Annotated in this window: 13 protein-coding genes and 1 pseudogene; 10 read left to right on the forward strand and 4 right to left on the reverse strand. The window is 37.2% G+C overall.

Going from position 1 to position 19,250, the window contains the following annotated elements; all coding sequences use genetic code 11:
- Complete coding sequence (locus tag NON16_RS15765; protein WP_257350368.1) at positions 1-699, forward strand: TetR/AcrR family transcriptional regulator; 699 nt, start codon at positions 1-3, stop codon at positions 697-699.
- Positions 700-1,124: 425 nt separating this feature from the next.
- Here NON16_RS15765 and NON16_RS15770 read toward each other — a convergent pair whose 3' ends face one another.
- Entirely contained in the window at positions 1,125-2,252 is a 1,128-nt protein-coding gene (locus NON16_RS15770; RefSeq protein WP_257350369.1) for a 2-methylaconitate cis-trans isomerase PrpF family protein, read from the reverse strand.
- A gap of 151 nt (positions 2,253-2,403) precedes the next feature.
- Here NON16_RS15770 and NON16_RS15775 point away from each other — a divergent pair, with 151 nt between their 5' ends.
- Together NON16_RS15775 and NON16_RS15780 are read left to right on the forward strand one after the other, a co-directional pair.
- Positions 2,404-3,267 carry a LysR family transcriptional regulator gene (locus NON16_RS15775; protein WP_257350370.1) on the forward strand — a complete coding sequence of 288 codons (864 nt, stop codon included), beginning with the start codon at positions 2,404-2,406 and terminating at the stop codon, positions 3,265-3,267.
- Positions 3,268-3,621: 354 nt separating this feature from the next.
- Positions 3,622-4,931, forward strand: a pseudogene (locus NON16_RS15780) (CitMHS family transporter).
- A 176-nt stretch (positions 4,932-5,107) separates the two neighbouring features.
- Here NON16_RS15780 and yyaC read toward each other — a convergent pair.
- Together yyaC and NON16_RS15790 are read right to left on the reverse strand one after the other, a co-directional pair.
- The gene (yyaC, locus tag NON16_RS15785) at positions 5,108-5,722 is read right to left on the reverse strand and encodes a spore protease YyaC (RefSeq protein ID WP_257350371.1); all 615 of its coding nucleotides are present in this window, start codon (positions 5,720-5,722) and stop codon (positions 5,108-5,110) included.
- 229 nt (positions 5,723-5,951) lie between these two features.
- On the reverse strand, positions 5,952-6,833 hold the full coding sequence (locus NON16_RS15790; RefSeq protein ID WP_257350372.1) for a LysR substrate-binding domain-containing protein: 882 nt from the start codon (positions 6,831-6,833) through the stop codon (positions 5,952-5,954).
- Between the two features lie 340 nt (positions 6,834-7,173).
- Between NON16_RS15790 and NON16_RS15795 the strand changes: the two genes are divergently transcribed.
- The 6 genes from NON16_RS15795 to NON16_RS15820 all read left to right on the forward strand — a co-directional run bounded on the left by NON16_RS15795 (position 7,174) and on the right by NON16_RS15820 (position 16,848).
- Positions 7,174-8,328, forward strand: a complete 1,155-nt coding sequence (locus NON16_RS15795) for a M24 family metallopeptidase (RefSeq protein ID WP_257350373.1) — start codon at positions 7,174-7,176, stop codon at positions 8,326-8,328.
- 179 nt (positions 8,329-8,507) lie between these two features.
- Positions 8,508-9,947 (forward strand): sodium:solute symporter family protein, encoded by a 1,440-nt coding sequence (locus tag NON16_RS15800; protein WP_257350374.1) that lies wholly within the window; start codon positions 8,508-8,510, stop codon positions 9,945-9,947.
- A 677-nt stretch (positions 9,948-10,624) separates the two neighbouring features.
- Positions 10,625-12,286: a sigma-54 interaction domain-containing protein gene (locus tag NON16_RS15805; RefSeq protein WP_257350375.1), complete on the forward strand. Its 1,662-nt coding sequence runs from the start codon at positions 10,625-10,627 to the stop codon at positions 12,284-12,286.
- Positions 12,287-12,785: 499 nt separating this feature from the next.
- A complete protein-coding gene (locus tag NON16_RS15810) occupies positions 12,786-13,703 on the forward strand; it encodes a proline dehydrogenase (protein WP_257350376.1) in 918 nt (305 codons plus the stop codon).
- A 200-nt stretch (positions 13,704-13,903) separates the two neighbouring features.
- Entirely contained in the window at positions 13,904-15,451 is a 1,548-nt protein-coding gene (gene pruA / locus NON16_RS15815) for an L-glutamate gamma-semialdehyde dehydrogenase (protein WP_257350377.1), read from the forward strand.
- Between the two features lie 116 nt (positions 15,452-15,567).
- Positions 15,568-16,848, forward strand: coding sequence for a PucR family transcriptional regulator (locus NON16_RS15820; RefSeq protein ID WP_257350378.1), 1,281 nt, complete (start codon positions 15,568-15,570; stop codon positions 16,846-16,848).
- A 222-nt stretch (positions 16,849-17,070) separates the two neighbouring features.
- Here the strand turns inward: NON16_RS15820 and NON16_RS15825 are convergent, their stop codons facing one another.
- Positions 17,071-18,024 carry a VanW family protein gene (locus NON16_RS15825; protein WP_257350379.1) on the reverse strand — a complete coding sequence of 318 codons (954 nt, stop codon included), beginning with the start codon at positions 18,022-18,024 and terminating at the stop codon, positions 17,071-17,073.
- Positions 18,025-18,373: 349 nt separating this feature from the next.
- Between NON16_RS15825 and NON16_RS15830 the strand changes: the two genes are divergently transcribed.
- A complete protein-coding gene (locus NON16_RS15830) occupies positions 18,374-19,222 on the forward strand; it encodes an MBL fold metallo-hydrolase (protein ID WP_257350380.1) in 849 nt (282 codons plus the stop codon).
- Positions 19,223-19,250 lie beyond the last annotated feature (28 nt).

The raw sequence follows: 19,250 nt of genomic DNA on the forward strand, positions 1-19,250 counted from the left end.
GTGAAGGCTGGGAGAAGAGAATTAAAAAAAGAACGCATGTGGGGCTATTTTATCGATGCGACTGTTGATGTGATAGAAAAAGAAGGAATCGATCAAGTCACAATTCGAAAAGTGTCCGACAAAGCCGGTTTCACAAGTTCAACGGTCTATAATTATTTCCAAGAGTTCTCGCATCTAATCTTCTTTGCTGCTATGCGCTTTACAAAGGATTATATTGAAGAATTACCAATTTATATAAATCAAGGCACAAATACGATTGAAAAATGGTTGTACATTTGGGAATGCTTTTGCAAACACTCATTTGAAAAACCTGAAATCTATTCAACTATTTTTATCAGCAATCTCGGTTCTGTGCCTGAAGACCTTTTGGAAAATTACTATAAAACGTATCAAGATGATTTAATTGGTCTGCCTGAACCTATTCGTATCATTGTTCTAGAGCACACTTTTTCGAAACGGAGCGCTCTATATTTGCAGGAGGCAGTTGATGAAGGACTGATTGAACAAAGGGATGTTGAGTTTATTTCCGACACGACGATGTTAATATGGAAAGGTATGATGTCTACGGTGTTAAATCACCGGCGAAAATACACCACTGAAGAAGCAATCAGACAAACCTTGTTTTACGTGTATGAAAGTGTAATGAAAGTTGTTACGTCGGATAAAAGAAAAGAAATTAATGTTGAATTTAATTATTGAAACATGATGTTAAAAGATACAGAAGGAATAATTAGGATCCTTTAGCTATAGAAGTACCAGCCAAGTTAATTCAAAAGTTGTCACCTGAAGATATCGAGCGTGCAAAAGTAGTTTGCTCTGCATCATTATGTTAATCATGGAGTTATGTTATATAGAAGAAAATATTATCGACAATCTGATAAAACCTTATTATTTAGGTGTAACGAACTGGAATTCACTACCTTAGTAAATGCAAAATTAAAATAAGTGACCTTGTTCATTCTAATCAGATAACAAGGTCGCTTACACTGTTAACGTACCTATTACTTATATCCCTTTAGATGTTGTTATTGGTAGTTCTATTAACCAATGATCCTTCTGATTTTCTGGTAATGTGTAAGAAAGCAAATTACTTATTTAGCTGATAAATTCTCAAAAGAATTAATTTAAGCTAACATGTAGGAAAACCCATAACTTTTCTTTGTATATACAAACCCTTCCAAAATCCTTCTTGCTGTACGTACCACTTTGATTGAACTAATTTGTCCGGCGATTAAATCTACCTTCGTTTGCATAATACCGGCAGGGTGTGCTATCCGAAATACCTCTTGATCAATTGATACTATATCTGATAAAATCGTATCCTTTAAAAAGGCACCTGCGGTTGTACAAATGGCACCTGTAATCGCTAGAGTTTGATGTGGTTTTTGCATAGACATCATTCTTATCGTACATTCCATATCTGAAGCTTTTCTTTCTACCCCAGATGCATCAATGTAATCCATTGCGGGAGCGATAATAGTCATTTTGGGCACAGCAGGAGATTTTTTAGTTGCGTCTCCTTTAGTGGCAAATTGACACATTTCGGCTGTAATTGACCTGATTTCCTCAAGTTCATTCAATTTTTCTTGAGTGAATTCATGAGGCATTTCAGATCCAATGAGGCCGACATCATTAGCTTTAACAAAGACTAATGGATTGGCAACATCAATAATGGAAACATTTAGAGGGCCTCTAGGTGTTTGAATCACATCGATCGTGTTTCCAGTCGGAAACAGCTTTCCGGTTACTGCGCCTTCAGCTTTAGTGAAAGAAAGATAAATAGGGGAACCTGTTCCCGGTACTCCAGGAATTGAACACATTCCATCTGTTTTGACATGCCCTTTTTCAACTTCAACCTCAGCGATAATCACCTTCTGAGTATTTGTGTTAAATATTCTGACTGTTGTAATAGGCTCTGTCGCTGGTACAAACCCTTGCTCAATTGCAAAAGGTCCGACCGCTGAGGAAATGTTTCCACAATTCCCTTGAAAATCAACTAATTGATCTTCAATACTTATTTGTGCAAATGTGTATTCCACATCTATCTCTTCTAGCTCAGACTTCTTGATAATGGCTGCTTTACTTGTTAATGAATCTGCTCCACCAAGGCCGTCAATTTGTCTATGGTCTGGACTTCCCATAATATCCAAAAGAAATTCATCCCACAGCGATTGATCGGCTGGCATATCCTCAAAATGGAGAAAAACACCTTTACTTGTTCCACCACGCATAACCACAACAGGCACTTTCATTTCCGATAACCACCTTTTCTCATTTGTTTTTCAAAAAAGTACCGGTGCTTCTAAAAAAATAGTATGATAAGTATAATCATAAGTAAAATAGATAATTTATTTGATAAAACCAAAAAAAAACTTATAATCAAATTGGTTGGTGTTGTACAATATGGATGAAAAAGACTGGAACGCTATAAGAATTTTGTATGAAGAGAAAAATATTAGCCGTGCATCAGAACGATTATATATTTCTCAACCAGCGCTTACTTACAGACTTAAAAATTTAGAAAAAGATTTTGGTACGAGTTTGTTTTATAAAATAAGAGGTGGTATTGAGTTTACTTCCGAAGGTATACATTTAGCAGACTACTCAGAAGAAATGATCAAAAAGTTGCAAAAAACGAAAGACTATATGTTAAATATGAAAAGTGAAGTGAGAGGAACATTACGTCTAGGAGTATCAAGTAACTTTGCTCAATATAAGCTACCCAAAATACTAAAAAGGTTTTCAATGAAATATCCAAATGTACAATTCAATGTGAATACAGGGTGGAGTACAGATATCATGCACCTTCTTGATTCCTCTAGTGTACAACTTGGGATACTACGTGGTAATTACGACTGGTATGGAATAAAAACATTACTGAATAAGGAAAGACTTTGTCTGATTTCTAAAAAAGAAATCGATATGGTTAATTTGCCTGAATTGCCATTTATTAATTACAAAACAGATAGCTCACTAAAAAATCTAATTAATGGGTGGTGGCATGATAGGTTTTCTGAGCCACCATTCGTTACGATGGAAACAGACAGACAAGAAACGTGCAAAGAAATGGTCAAAAATGATTTAGGCGTTGCGATCCTGCCTGAAATTTGTTTACAACCTTCTGATAACCTTCATACATACGGTTTATCTTACAAAAATGGAGAACCCGTACTAAGAAATACTTGGTTGATGTATAATCAAGATTCTTTAAAACTATCCACTGTTAAAAATTTCATTGACTTTTTAAATGAAAATCCTAATATTTGATTGATTTAGTAACGAACATTTCCACATAAAGAAAACTTGGCTAGCGCCAAGCCTTAGCGCAGGCGATCGCCTTAGTTGCGCTTATACTATAGAAAGTATTTTTATACTTAACGTGTAAAAAAGAACGAGGGAGCATTCCTTCGTTCTTTTTTATCAACTAATTCCTTCTTTGGTTTATAAGATATTTTTTAAAAATGTATTAAAAAATATATATTTTACTTATTTTTATACTTGTAATAGTCTTAAAATATAAAATATTTAGAAAAGCGCTTGATGATACAGATGTACTTGGATATTGAACACTATACATTCTTTTCATTTGTAAGCGCTTTTTTACTACTAGGAGGGATTAGTATTCTTACATTTTTAGGAGTTTCAATGGTAGTCGTCTTCACTTATTTGATTATGGCAAAACGATTATCACCTGTTGCAGCCCTTGTAATAGTTCCCATTGTCTTCGCGTTAATTAGTGGTTTGGCTCAAAGCTCGGGGATATGATGCTTGATGGTTTAAAGGTTGTAGCTCCTTCAGCTGCTTTACTACTGTTTGCTATTTTGTTTTTCGGTATATTGATCGATGCGGGACTCTTTGACCCACTTATAAATAAGATGGTGAAAATCATCAAAGGCGACCCAGTTAAAATAGCTATCGGAACTGCAGTGATTGCAATGACAGTAGCATTAGACGGGGATGGGACCACTACTCATATGATTACGATTTCAGCAATGTTGGCACTATATCTACGATTAGGTATGAATCCTCTCGTGCTTGCAACAATATCTATGCTTTCCGTCAGTATCATGAGTGGTATGACTCCTTGGGGTGGACCCGCTACAAGAGCTATCGCAGCTTTAGGACTCGATGCAAATGAATTCTTTATCCCACTACTACCGACAATGTTTTCAGGAATGGGATGCATTCTTTTTATTTCCTATCTTCTTGGGAAAAAAGAACGCGCAAGAGTTGGTATTATCCAAACTGAGGAAATCCCCGCGGATGTATTGGAGTCAAATGAAGCAGCTGCAACTTATTCACTGCAAGAAGATATCAAACGTCCTAAATTAAGGTGGGTAAACCTGATTCTGGTACTTGCTGTTATGGTGACCTTAGTTATGGGAATCTTACCTGCCCCTGTTTTATTTTTGATCGGCTTTGTAATCGCTGCCATGATCAACTATCCGAATCTAGAGCAGCAAAAAGATCGTATTGTATCGCATGCGGGAAATGCTTTAACTGTTGTCACATTAGTGTTTGCTGCAGGTATCTTCTCAGGAATTTTTTCCGGAACAAAAATGGTTGATGCAATCGCAAATTCATTGGTGTCAATCATTCCAGAGTCTTTAGGTTCTTTTTTCCCTTTAGTTGTTGCAATAACTAGTATGCCGTTTACATTCGCTTTATCCAATGATGCATATTACTTTGGGGTTTTGCCAATTCTCGCTGAAACAGGAGCTGCCTATGGTGCAAGTCCTCTAGAAATTGCAAGGGCTTCAGTATTAGGGCAACCAGTACATTTTCTAAGTCCACTAGTTGCATCGACTCTTTTGCTGGTAGGAATGGTCAAAACAGACATCGGAGAACTTCAACGTTTTGCATTTAAATGGGCTGTTCTTTGTTCGTTAGTCATTATGATTGTTGCTTTCTTAACGAGTGCAATCAGTTGATTTTTCACTTCTCATTTTAAGGCGTATCATAATAATTTTGGTGGAGGCTTCCAAATGCAGTTCTTACCCCTATATTTGGATGGCTCCCCCAATTTTTTTCAAGTAGTCTGAGAGAAAATAAGTATCGATACGGTTAATTTTTAAATATGAGCAGGTATTTAATGCATACTTCCTATCTACTTGCTTCCATCCCTTGATACATTTCCAACTATCTCTATATTAGTAATAACTTTTGTAATAACATTAGCAAGTTTCATTACGGTAAACAAACGGGTATCATTCAAAAATTGTGATGTTGGCAACGGGTCGATATAATTAACTATCCCCATGAAATGGTAATCTCCTATTTCCGGTAACATTTTCTCAAGGGCTTTTCCTGGTACAAGAGGACCCTCTTTAAAAATGACATGCCCAACTTGATTTTTATCACCTAGACAAGCATCAATACTAAAGATAAGAGGCTTTTTAAATTGTTTATTGATCTCTTTCAGTGTGCCTTTTACATTAAACGCATGAACCGGTTCTTCTAATGTTCCATAAACACGATAAGGAACCTGATTTTCTTTGAGCATCGTTCCTACTAAAGGACCTAAGGAATCGCCTACATATCGGTCTGATCCGATACATAAAAAGACAATATCACTATCCATACGTGATGATTGTTGTATAATTTCCTTCATTTTAAGTGCTAATATTTCTATTTCTCTTTCTTCTGTTTTTTCATTAGATTTTACATAATATAAATTTGCTGCTTGATCTTTTATATCTTTTTCGTTATAAAAAGGGCTCACTATTATCCCCCTAAATTATTTTTCAGCTAATAATTGGCTGAAAATGAGATTGAAACCAGACATTTTACAATACTGGTAATCAGGCTTACAACAAATATAGTCTATTTTTAGAAATAAATAAAATATTGAATTTTTATTTTTATTTATAAGTAAAATTGATTGCTAAATTTTTTCATTACACCTTAAAAGTTTGTAGAATGAGGTGGCTCTTGTTACTCTACTGAAAAATTCATTCATTTTCGGGAAGATTGATAGAGTCTAGGACATTTAGAAAATTTTGTAATACATCAGACTTTTCCCCACGCCGCCATACCACCGCTCTTTCCATTGTAATTGTTACATCTTCCAATTTTCTATAAACGGCCCCTTTGAGTGGAAATTTTGAATTAACAAGTGAAACCCCAATACCAGAAGAAACTAGAGCAATAATGGTTTGTACGTCATGTGCATGAATGGTGATCTTGGGGGTGAATCCAGATTGATGGCAGATTTTTATGAAGGTATTATAATAATCTACACCTGCTGTCTTTGGTGTCATAACGAAGGATTCTTCAGCTAAATCGTGGATGTAAAGCGGTGACTTCTTACTTGTCAAGGGATGCGTTTCCGGTAAGACCGCCATGAACGGAATTTCTCCCAATGATCTAACATGAAGTTGATCACTGATGACAGGAGAGGCAACAAATCCCACATCTATACGCTTTTCGTGCAAGGCACGAATCTGGTCAGCTTTGCCCATTTTATGTAAGATTAATCCTACAAGAGGATATTCTTCTTTAAACTTTCGAATAATTTTAATAACCCCTTCAGATGTACCTGTAAAACCAACTGTCAGACCACCATGCTCACCTTTAGATGTCATCTGTGTAATAACGCGTGCTTGCTCAACTTGATCAAGGATTTGATATGCTTTCTCCAAAAAAACTTTACCTGCATTCGTCAACTTAACATTACGTTTTGTTCGGTCAAACAACCGAACATCTATTTCCTCTTCCAATTTTTGAATCTGTCTACTAAGTGGTGGTTGTGCAATATGTAGACGGTTGGCGGCCCTACCAAAATGTAATTCCTCTGCAAGAGTTATGAAATAACGTACGTGTCTAAGCTCCATTTCCATCACCTTTCCTTATGTTTAATACCTTAATAGTATTAATACCAAACTATTTATGTATTTCCCTTTTTTTTATTGGTATTTTATAATCAACATAATTAATACAAAGGGGGAAGGAAAGGGGGAATTACCACTTGAATATTTTCAAAATTTCGATTATTAGGTTTTCATAATGAAATTATTGTTACTGATTGTTTAGGAGGGAAGAGGGTTTTGAGGTGGTTTCCACCAAATTAATTATCAGAATATTATGTATTTTAAATGAAAAAATGATCTTGTACTAGGACTATTGTGTAAGGATAAAGGTGTTTTTAAAAAAGACTTTTGAGGAGCTGAGCTAATGAATTATAACAAGCGGTTAGACAAGTTACGAGGTTTTATGGAAAAGGAGAAACTTACAGCCGTATTATTAACTGATCCAATTAACCAGAGTTACATGACTGGATTTGAAATAATTACTTATTCCCGTCCAATTTTCACCTTAGTAACCAAAAATGAATGTATCTTAATAGTTCCAGGCTTAGAGGAGAAGCATGCCAAATTGAAGGCAGAATATGATCGTTTATTTGTATATTATGAGCATCCTGAAAAAGCAGACCAGGGAACTGACCCACTTGCGTTGATTATAAAATGCTTACAAGCTCTAAAGGGGGAAAGAAGACTCGGAATTGAGTCTCGCTCCTTACCTTTTGAATTAGCAAGTGTCCTCCAGAGAGATAACTGGGAATTAGTAGATGTTAATTCTGAAATGATTAAAAAGCGAGCGATAAAAGATGAGAAGGAATTAGAAAAAATACGCCAAGTCTGCTCATTAGCCGTAGGTTCTGTACAATCAGCATTTCGAGCTCTTAAAGTAGGAATTACTGAACGAGATATTGAAGATGCTGCAGCCAGCGCATTTTATCAAGAAGCCTCTTACCTTTACCCCGACTCATTCCTTATCACTAGAGGAATGAGTCCATCTGGAATAGAACGCACTATTCTGCCTCATGTATTTTCAAATTTAAGAAGAGTAGAATTAGGCGATGGATTAATTATTACAAGAATTACTTCACTAGATGGATATAAAGGTGAATGTGAACGAACTTGTTTTATTGGGGAGCCAACCACTAAGCAAAGAGAATTGTTCGAAGTGATGGTTAATGCCCAAAGAGCCGCGCTTGATACAATCAAAGCTGGAGTTAAGGCAAGTGATGTAGATACCGCGGCACGCTCATTTATACAAAAGGAAGGATATGGTGAATACGCCGTTCATCGCACTGGACATAGTATCGGTCTAGCTGTTCATGAGGCCCCTTTCTTCCGTTTTGATGAGCACTCCATATTACAAGAGGGGATGACATTTACGGTCGAACCCGGTATTTATGTTCCTGGAATAGGGGGCTTCCGTCATTCAGACACAATTCTCGTTACAAAAAATGGATACGAGATGTTAACCGAATGTCCGCGCTCAATTGAAGAATTAATTTTTAATCCTATAAATAGTAGGGTATGAGCAGAGTCATAAAATAGAAATTCATTTTCATATGGTAGATACAGTTTAGGGAATTTAACCCAAAGGGGAAGTATGAGATATAGATCATAGGGAGACCTTTTAAACCTTCTAACTGAAGGTTTAAAAGGTACCTTATCTCCGGGACTTAAATTAGTTCATATTTATAGAGGGGGAAAACAATGGGAAATGTTATTCAGATAAGTGCAATTGTTATTTACTTATTACTTATGGTTGTTCTTGGGATTTATTATTCTAAACGGGAAGTTAAAACAAGCGAAGATTTTTTAGTTGCTGGCAGACGCTTACCTAAATTTGTTCTTATGGGTACTCTACTTGCTACTTGGGTTGGTTCGGGAACAGTGGTTGGAAGTGCGAGTTTTATATATCAATACGGTCCTCTAGCTAGTTTGCTAATTGGTATAAATGTACCGTTGGGAATAATAGTTTTATATTTTATTGCAGATAAAGCTAGAAATTTAAAAAAATACACAGTTCCTGAAATGCTTGAAATACGGTATGGAAGTCTTGTGCGTTTAATAGCCGCAATTTTTATTATATTAGCTTATGTAGGCATTGTTTCGTATCAATTCATCGGTGGTGGCTATGTTCTTAATATTACAACAGGGTTGCCCGTTGAAATCGGTACAATTATAACAGTTATTTTAGTTATTTTTTTATCAACTTCCGGCGGATTATTTTCAGTAGCTTATACAGACTTTGTTAGCTCACTTTTAATTGTCTTTGGCTTTTTACTAGGCTTACCTTTCCTTTTATTTACTGTAGGAGGATTCAATAGTTTTACATTAAATTTACCCGACCATGCCCAAACATGGACAGGAGGTTTAACAGTCCCCCAAATGCTAGGTTACTTTTTACCAACGCTTTTATTAATATTAGGTGATCAAAATATGTATCAGAGATTTTCTGCAGCAAAAGATGCTGAAACGGCAAAAAAATCAACTATAGGATTTTTCTTTGGTGATATTGCTATTAAGGTATTAACTGTTATCTTTGCAACTTCAGCAATCATTCTTTTCCCAAACATCAATCCTGACACAGCTATTCTCCAAGTTGCTGTTAACGGAGTTCCTATATCAATAGGGGCAATTATATTATCGGCAACCGTTGCTTTTGTTATCACTACCGGTAATTCATATTTATTATCAGCTGCAGGAAATATTGTTTATGACATCTATGCACGATATGGACGTAAGGAGATTCCAGAAAAGAAACTATTGGGCTTTAACCGGATAACGGTTGTTATCCTAGGGGTTTTTGCTTATGTTCTCGGTAGCTTTTTCCCAAGTGTATTAGCAATTCAAATGTATTCCTATTCGATGTATGGTGCTGCAATCACACCATCTATTTTGGCAAGTTTCCTTTGGAAACGTGCAACTGGTGCTGGAGCATTGTCATCTATTATTATCGGGGGAACAGCTACAATGTTTTGGGAACTAGTTTTAAATAAACCATTGGGTTGGAACAGTGTTCTTTTTTCTTTGCCATTGTCAATAATAGCTCTAATAATTGTAAGTTTGGTTACTAAAGATAAGAGAATTAATTTTGGCAATCATACTATTAAACAAAGTAAAAATACAAATAAATCAATTAATAACTAAGGGGTAGTGCCACATCCCGTAAAGATAGCACCGGCAATTTTTCAGGTTGTTAGATGTCTGTTGGTTCACAGCTTTATGCCGATAATACCTGTATCAATTTGTCGTTACAAGAGTGAAATGTCTATATTAATGACAGCAAAGTGATCATTGGTTGACCGATTGCTTTAGATAAGGTTTCACCATACTTTGGGTGGTAACGTGGCGCGGCAAAAACCATCTCCGCAGCATATAGCCGAGTTTCGCGGCAAAATCTTATTTATCGCGGCAAACACCTCAGTTCCGCGGCAAAATCCACTTTATCGCACCAAGTTACCTCGGTTCCACGGCAAACCATCTTTTCACGGCTACATTCTTTGGTGAAGAACCGGAAAAAACTGATTTTATACCGTTTTAGGGAGGTTTTACACGTGTTTTGTAATCGTTCCATAAAATAGGGTCCAATAAACTTAGGGAATGACTTCAAAACAGAGAATTCAGGCATCTGCAACACAACATTTTGACGTTATTAAACCTTAATATTACAAAAACTACGTTAGACGTATGGATCCGGATACTTTTGAGTCAGTCCCTTTTTCATGATTCAAAAGTTTCGAATCATAGCGAAAAAGCAGGATATCCGATGAGATTAATCGAAATATGAACTAAACATTTCGAAAAACAATCTGAGGTGAATGCATTTGTTATCGATTGAATCCTCTATTGAATTGATTCCTTTTCCTGCTTTTATTACAAAAATGGACGGTACGATTTCACTTGTAAACCACTCATTTAAAGAAGCGATAAATTCCGTTAATTACTTTTCTATCCACCATTTATTTGACGATATCGACATTCAAGGTGATGGGGCATTTATGCTTGCAAGAAGAAACCAGAGACACTTTTTGTTTCTCAGGAATACGATTGATGGGAATATCCATTATATCGGGAGGGAAGGGAAACATTTTCAAGAGCTTCAACAACAAGTTTCTGAATTGAAGAAACTTAACCGGGAACTAGATTCGATCATTGATAGTTCATATGACGGGATTTATATAACAGATAATAAAGGTATTACTTTGAAGACGAATGCGGCGATTGAACGAATAACAGGTATACCGAAAGAATACTATATCGGGAAAAATGTAGACCGATTGATGGAAAGAGGAATTTTGAAGGATTCTGTTACACCTAAAGTACTGAAACAGAAGCGTCCTGTATCCGTTGTTCAGGAGAATTACCGGGGAAAAGAAACATTGATAACAGGGAACCCTGTATTGAATGAAAATGGTGATATTGAAAAGGTGATCACAAACATCCGTGATCTATCAGATTTAAATCGCTTACTTACAGAGCTGAGCGAAGCAAAAAAACGAAATAACGAATATGAAAAAGAATTGAAGAAGCTAAAAGGATATACTGATCAAGAATTAATCATCGAAAGCCAACCATTGAAAGAGATCTATGAAATGGCTGAGCGAATAGCGGATTTCGATGCGACTGTTCTCATTTTAGGTGAAACAGGTGTTGGTAAGGATGTTCTTGCAAGGTTCATCTATAGGAATAGTAAGAGGTCAGAAAAAGGTGAATTTGTAAAAGTTAATTGTGGTGCGATTCCTCCTGACCTATTAGAATCTGAATTATTTGGGTACGAAGCAGGGGCGTTCACAGGTGCTAATAAAAAAGGGAAGCCGGGTTTGTTTGAAGTGGCTGATAAAGGGATCCTATTTCTCGATGAAATAGGGGAACTTCCGAAGAATCTTCAGGTCAAGTTGTTGCAAGTGATTCAGGATGGTCATACCCAGCGTGTCGGAGCGACCAAAGCTAAAAAGGTGAATGTCAGGATCATAGCAGCGACTAACCGGGATTTACAAGGGATGATCCAAGATGGTGAATTTAGAGAAGATCTTTTTTACCGGCTGAATGTCATTCCAATAACCATCCCACCACTTCGGGAAAGAAGAGATGATATATTGCCTCTTCTACAGTTTTTCCTAGAATTAACGAATAGGAAGTATGGATTAGATAAAGAGATGGATGAGCGATTAAAGAGTTTCCTTTATGAGTTAGACTGGTCTGGAAACGTAAGGGAAATGTCCAATCTAATTGAACGGCTCGTACTGACAACATCCTCCAAGGGAATCTCAATTGACCATTTACCTGAAGAAATCGGTAAAAAGAATCAAAAGATCCGTATTTCAGAAATCATACCGTTGAAAGAGGCAGCTGAAATTGCGGAAAAGAAATTATTAGAACTAGCCTCTAAGCGTTACGAGACAACCTATGAAATTGCAAAAGCACTGCAGACTAGCCAGCCGACCATTGTTCGGAAGTTAAAAAAATACAACATGGAAATAAAATAAAAGTAGCGATTGCATCTTGGTCTGACATATCGACAATCCTTAGAAAATAGTCAATTAGGTAGAGGCGATTAATCCAATTCCATTTCAATTATTCTTACCGTTTGCTTTTATGATTACAAATCTGGATCATTAAATGCTGCAAGTTTGCCCAAAAGCAAATGAATACAAAATAAGAAAAGGCACTCTATTAGCTGTTACAGACGATAGAGTGCTTTTTTTGCACGTTAAGAAAGTATAAAAATACTTTCTATAGTATAAGCGCAACTAAGGCGATCGCCAGCGCTAAGGCTTGGCGCTAGCCAAGTTTTCTTTAATTATGAAACTTCCTTCCTTTTGTGTGTTAATCATAAAAAAGCAATGAAAATATTGTGGTGTGAGCACGTTGTCTAGAGGTGATCATAATCGTTATAATTTTCTTAACAAATAAGATAGTAATATAAATTCCATGTTTCCATCTACAGGATTACAGGAAAAGTGACAAATATAGGGGGTGGTAATCTTGGAAGCCATAAGCAAACGGTTCTTCTTGTATCTTTCCAACAACAAGCTATTAGATGGCTTGGCAAAGCGTTGGGGAACAAAATTTGGGGCTGACAAGATTGTTGGGGGAGAAACATTCTCTCATGCAATTCCACTGATTAAGAAATTGAACCATGATGGATTACTAGTTACAGTTGATCATTTGGGTGAATTCGTCAATTCCGTTGATGAAGCAAGAGAACGGGCTCAAGAGTGTCTCCAGAGCATTCGCGCTATTGCTTTTCATCAATTAAATTCTCAAGTGTCTGTGAAACTGACATCATTAGGCTTGGACATCAGTCAAGAACTGGTTATGGAAAACATGGAGCTGATTTTGTCAGAGGCAAAGGAACATGGAGTTACGGTGACCATTGACATGGAAGATTCTTCTAGATGCCATGCTACCCTTGAGATTTATAAAGCATTAAAGCAGAAGTACGAGAACTTGGGAACTGTGATTCAATCCTATCTCTATCGATCTGATAAGGATGTAGATGATCTTGATAGTTATGAACCCTATTTAAGACTCGTAAAAGGGGCTTATAAGGAATCTACTAAAGTGGCTTTTCCTGATAAGCGGATGGTTGATGAGAATTTAAAACGTCTCATCAAGAAAAATCTCTTGAACGGTCATTATACAGCTGTAGCTAGTCATGATGATGCTATGGTCGAGTACACAATAAATCTCGTAAAAGAGCACGGAATTCCAAGAGATCGCTTCGAATTTCAAATGCTCTATGGGATGAGAAACCAAATGCAAACCGATCTTGTGAAAGAAGGATATACGGTTCGCGTTTATCTCCCGTATGGAGAGGATTGGTATGGCTATTTCATGAGACGATTAGCTGAAAGACCTGCGAATATTGCATTTGCTATCAAAGGAATTTTCAGTAAGTAAAACCTAAAGGAAGTTCAAAAAGTATCCAAATGATAAACGGCGAATTTCTGCGTTACTCGGTTTTTCCGGTCCTCACGTATTAACACCATACGCTTCGGTCCTCAAAACTGTCGTGTCTTGAACTTCTTGTTTCTGATTCGTCTACTTTTTGAACACACACTAATTTGAACACACACTAAAAGATAAAGGGGAATTTCATTATGGTAACACCTTATAAACATGAACCATTTACTGATTTTACAGTTGAGGAGAATAAGAAAGCTTTTGAAGATGCATTACAAACAGTTAAAGCAGAATTAGGACAACAACACGATTTGCTTGTAAACGGTGAACGCATTCATACCGAGGAACAAATTGTTTCCACAAACCCTGCTAATACAAAGCAAGTGGTAGGTTCTGTCTCAAAAGCGAATCAAGAAATTGCGGATCAAGCTGTACAAGCTGCTGCAGAAGCTTTTAAAAGCTGGAGAAAATGGGATGAAAGAGCACGTGCTGAATTACTTTTCCGTGCTGCTAGCATTATTAGACGACGCAAGCATGAGTTTTCCGCATATTTAGTTTATGAAGTAGGTAAACCGTGGAAGGAAGCGGATGCCGATACAGCAGAAGCGATTGATTTCTTAGAATATTATGGTCGTCAAATGATTGAGTTGAAAGCCGGTAAGCCAGTGGAAAGCCGTCCAGGTGAACAAAACCGCTACATTTATACTCCAACAGGTGTGGCAGTTGTTATTCCTCCTTGGAACTTAGCGTTTGCTATTATGGCGGGTACGGCTGTTGCACCGATTGTAACGGGGAGTACAGTAGTTATGAAGCCTGCAAGTAACAGTCCAGTGGTCGCAGCGAAATTCGTGGAAGTGCTAGAAGAAGCGGGTCTTCCAAAGGGTGTATTGAATTTTGTACCTGGAAGCGGTGGAGAAGTAGGCGACTATCTAGTCGATCATCCAAAAACGTCCCTTATTTCCTTTACAGGCTCTCGCGATGTAGGTACACGGATCATCAAGCGTGCGGCTGAAGTTCAGGAAGGTCAGAATCATTTGAAACAAGTGATTGCTGAGATGGGCGGTAAGGATACGGTTGTCGTTGATAACAACTCCAATTTAGAGACGGCTGCTGAAGCGATCGTTGTGTCTGCTTTCGGCTTTTCTGGACAAAAGTGTTCGTCAGGTTCACGTGCTGTCGTCCATGAAGATGTCTATGACGAGCTGCTTGAAATGGTTAAAAAACGTACAGAAGAATTGACTGTTGGTAATGCTTCTGAGGAAAATGTGTATATGGGACCGGTCGTTGACCAAGGTGCTTATGACAAAGTGATGAGTTATATCGAAATCGGTAAAGAAGAAGGTCGCTTAGTTACTGGCGGAAAAGGCGATGATTCTAAAGGTTATTTCATTGAACCTACTATTTTTGCTGATCTCGATCCTCATTCTCGCATGCAGCAAGAAGAAATATTCGGGCCAGTCGTTTGTTTCACAAAAGCAAAAAGTTTCGATGAAGCAATTGAGATTGCCAACAATACAGAATATGGATTAACAGGAGCGGTCATTTCAGATAACCGTGATCACCTTGAAAAAGCAAAATATGATTTCCATGTCGGCAACCTATACTTCAACCGTAACTGCACAGGTGCGATTGTCGGTTATCAGCCTTTTGGCGGATTCAAAATGTCAGGTACCGATTCTAAAGCAGGCGGTCCAGATTACTTGGCGCTTCATATGCAAGCGAAGACGATTTCGGAAACATTTTAATGCTTTGCGTTTAGATTCTTACAGAAAAGCTCTCCAACTTGGGGAGCTTTTCTTTTTCTTTCCACGATAACTCGCTATAATAAGGTAATAACCTACTCGGAAAGGTAAGGATTCCTATGGAAGTGAAAGAATTGATCCTCCAAGCAGAGGATATTCATAAAGCAACGGAGCTGATTAGTTCAAAGTTATCGAAACCTGTGATTATTGAAAATAAAAATTTTGAATTGATTTCTTACAGCTCCTCATTCGATAAATTCGATCAAACCCAGCAGAAGACGATACTTTCAAAGAAATGTCCAATCTTCATTATTGATCGATTGAAAAAAGAAGGAATTGTTCAGCGCCTTGAGAAACATTCCGATCCAATTCGAGTCCACCCTATTGAAGAATTAGGTTTTCATCAGCGTGTTGTGATTGCTGCCAAGCACCTCGGGCATACGATGGGATATATTTGGATCCAGGAATCCGATCAACTTTTAGACAGTGTGGAGCTTGGATTCCTTGAGGAGATCACCCCACACCTTGGTAACTTGATCCATGATGTTTTTACAAAGCTCAATGCCAAAAAGGGTAGAAAAGAAGAGGTATTGTGGCAGCTGCTTCATCATGAATATGGAAGTGAAAGTCAGTTACTGAATAATGCATCTTTAGCCAAACTTACATTGCCTGAACGGTTTTCTGTTGTTGTTTTTTCTGTATCAGCACCGCGGTATAAATTTATGCTTGATGACCTTGAGAAGATTGTCCACAATGCTTATAGCCATACACAAATGTATAGTTTGAAAACAGAATTCCAAGTTATCTTAGTTCTCTACGGTGCAGCACGAAAGAAGTTTTCTTCACTGGAATTGGCTAGGAGTTTGATTGAAGAGGTTAAGCAGGAAATCGGAGAAGAAGAGTTTTATCAATTTTTAATCGGGGTAGGAAAAGAATATAACTCCTTGTATCATATGAGAAAAAGCTTTCTAGAAGCACTTGAGGTCATTGAAACGGCAAACTTTATTAGTCCTCGTCCTGAATCAATGCCTCGCGAATTTGCTTATCTTGGAATTTATCGTTACTTAGCGACTCTCTATGAAAAGAACAGTTCAGAAGACTATTACAGTGATGATTTATTATCATTGATTCAGAATGATGCTGAAAAACAGACGGATCTGCTTCGAACGCTTGAAGTTTATTTAGCGAATAACGGGAAGGGGAAACAGACCGCCAATGAATTGTTTATCCATCCTAACACACTAAATTACCGAATCAAAAAAATACAAGAGCTCACTAATATCGATTTCAATGATTTTAATATGAAATCATATTTATATACTGAATTGTTATTATTGAACAACGTTGCGGCTTACTATCAACGGTATAAAGGAGCCGTGAAAAAAGGAATCCCATCATGAGCATAGCTTTTTGAGAAGTCTTGTAGAAAACGGTCTCTACAAGACTTTTTAACAAATATATTTTTAGTATATGAAACGAATATTTGAAATTTTTTTACACGTTAAGAAAGTATAAAAAATACTTTCTATAGTATAAGCGCAACTAAGGCGATCGCCTGCGCTAAGGCTTGGCGCTAGCCAAGTTTTCTTTATAAGGCTTAGTCCCCTCTCCACCCCTCTCCATTACGGGTATATGGATCTGCCTTTACTTTGTAGGTGGATTTCCGGATCCGTTTTGATTTCTTTTTGTAACCGAGATGAGGTATTGGGAACTTCTTTTTTTGGTTCGTAATTAAGTACATCAGAAGAGTAAAGAGTAATGACCATACTTCCTTCATATCGTTTAGCTCGAATCAATATTGGTTGGTTATATTTATTTTTGAATCGAAAGTCAGGTCCGTACCAGCTTACCGTAGCATCACGCCCTGATGGAACATAAGGTACTTGCTTACTGTGGGAATAGCGCTCTATAATTTGTAATCCCGCACGATCGACAGCATTAAATAATGTTGATGAAACCTGACAAATTCCACCACCAATTCCTTCAGACAATTCCCCTCTAACGATAATGGGAGCACGCATGTATCCCTTGTCCCGGGTCCGCTTTCCTACAACTTGGTTAAATGAGAACGTTTCATTAGGAAAAACAACGTGATTGTCAATTGCTTCTGCGGAAAGTGAGATATTGTGAGAACGACTTTTGTTGTTAGAATTAAAGTAAGTCACGTATTGACCAATCCGTTGTACCCGGATGTGAGCAAGTAGTTCACTGTCAACTTTCGGATAGATGTCCAACTCCGGCACTTCTATTTTTGAGGGACCATTACTATAGAAATAATTGTAGAACTGCTCCTTAAACGCCTGCCGATAAAGGCTGTAACCTACCTGTCCTGGGACGATTCTTCCCTGATCGTCGATTGTGGCATTTATGGGAGCCCGGTATACTTGCTTTTCAAGCTTGTCGGTGAATTGATTGTATTTTTTACGATCAATCATTGGAGTATTGGGAATGGGCACGTTAAAGTTTTCACGGTTAACAATGGCAATCGTCTGCCCTTGTTGGGTGACCGTTAAGCTGTCAGGAAGCTCGACAGGTTGAGCCAATAACAAAAGACCAGCAATCAATAGTTGTCTCATAAGTCGGTATACCTCCCACCATTAGTATGAACAGGTGTTTATCCTTTAATGTAAATCAAGCGTAATAATTGTAGTCAGTATTAAACTATTGTTCGATTTTTTATCTTATAATCGGTACTAGCATAGTCATGATTACGATTTCTTTTTTTTGTTTATTATTGTGCATAAGTTAGTATGAAGGAAATCTTACATAATCTAGTTGTTTTTCGGAAATCTAATATGGGGAATCATGTCAAAGTTTTAAGAGAAATGGTTGAGGAAGCAGAACAAAAACAATTCGGTTTTGAAATGAAATTAAAGCTTACTAGGTATTAAACCTAGTAACAAACTGGGTAAGGAGAGTGAGGAATTGCAGAAACTAAAACAGATCTTCAATCGTATCTTATACCTACCACCGTATCAAAAAACGGATCGTCCCATCTTAGCAGCAATAATAGGGAATGATAAAACACTAATAATTGATGCTGGAAACTCTTCAAGTCATGCAAAATTGTTTCTGAATCAATTGGAGGAACGTAACATCAAAGGAGACTGGCTTGTCCTCACTCATTGGCATTGGGACCATATATTTGGAATGAGTGAAATGCAAGTTCCGATTATTTCCCATTACAAGACACGTAACAAAATCAAAGAATTACAGGATCTGTCTTGGGAGGATAAATACCTAGATCAACGTGTTAAAGAAGGAACAGAAATCCCATTTTGTGCGGATGCAATAAAGGAAGAGTTGGGGGATAAGAGGGATATTTTTCTTCCTGATCCTGATCTTACATTTGAAACGCAAATGGAAGTGAATTTAGGCGAACTGACTTGTGTAATCATCCATGTGGGTGGAGATCATTCCCATGACACCAGCATTATTTATATTCCTGAGGAAAAGGCCCTATTTCTAGGGGATTGTCTGTATGCAAATCTCTACGCAAAAAAATGGAACTATACAATTGAAAATACACTCCGGCTAATTGATCGAATTGAAAAATATGATGCGGATATTTTTTTTCTTTCCCATCATCAGGATCCATTAACCAAAAAGGAATTTAGTTCTTTCCTCCATCTTCTAAAAAACACAGCCTTTCTTACAAAAAAGTATGAAGGAGACCAAGAAGCTATTGTTAGAGAAATGTCTAAGAGTTTGCAAAGGAGATTAAACGAAGTTGAGATCGAGACTATTAGCTATTTTGTTAATGGCTTTTCATGAAATTATTGATTCAATCAAATCACTCTTT

The organism is Pseudalkalibacillus decolorationis (genome assembly GCF_024609785.1).
Lineage (GTDB): Bacteria > Bacillota > Bacilli > Bacillales > Fictibacillaceae > Pseudalkalibacillus > Pseudalkalibacillus decolorationis.

Excerpts from the sequence above, each read along its gene's own strand:
- NON16_RS15770 (WP_257350369.1), bottom strand. The coding sequence starts at position 2,252 with ATGAAAGTGCCTGTTGTGGTTATGCGTGGTGGAACAAGTAAAGGTGTT.
- NON16_RS15775 (WP_257350370.1), top strand. The coding sequence starts at position 2,404 with ATGGATGAAAAAGACTGGAACGCTATAAGAATTTTGTATGAAGAGAAA.
- NON16_RS15790 (WP_257350372.1), bottom strand. The coding sequence starts at position 6,833 with ATGGAGCTTAGACACGTACGTTATTTCATAACTCTTGCAGAGGAATTA.
- NON16_RS15795 (WP_257350373.1), top strand. The coding sequence starts at position 7,174 with ATGAATTATAACAAGCGGTTAGACAAGTTACGAGGTTTTATGGAAAAG.
- NON16_RS15800 (WP_257350374.1), top strand. The coding sequence starts at position 8,508 with ATGGGAAATGTTATTCAGATAAGTGCAATTGTTATTTACTTATTACTT.
- pruA (WP_257350377.1), top strand. The coding sequence starts at position 13,904 with ATGGTAACACCTTATAAACATGAACCATTTACTGATTTTACAGTTGAG.
- NON16_RS15820 (WP_257350378.1), top strand. The coding sequence starts at position 15,568 with ATGGAAGTGAAAGAATTGATCCTCCAAGCAGAGGATATTCATAAAGCA.
- NON16_RS15825 (WP_257350379.1), bottom strand. The coding sequence starts at position 18,024 with ATGAGACAACTATTGATTGCTGGTCTTTTGTTATTGGCTCAACCTGTC.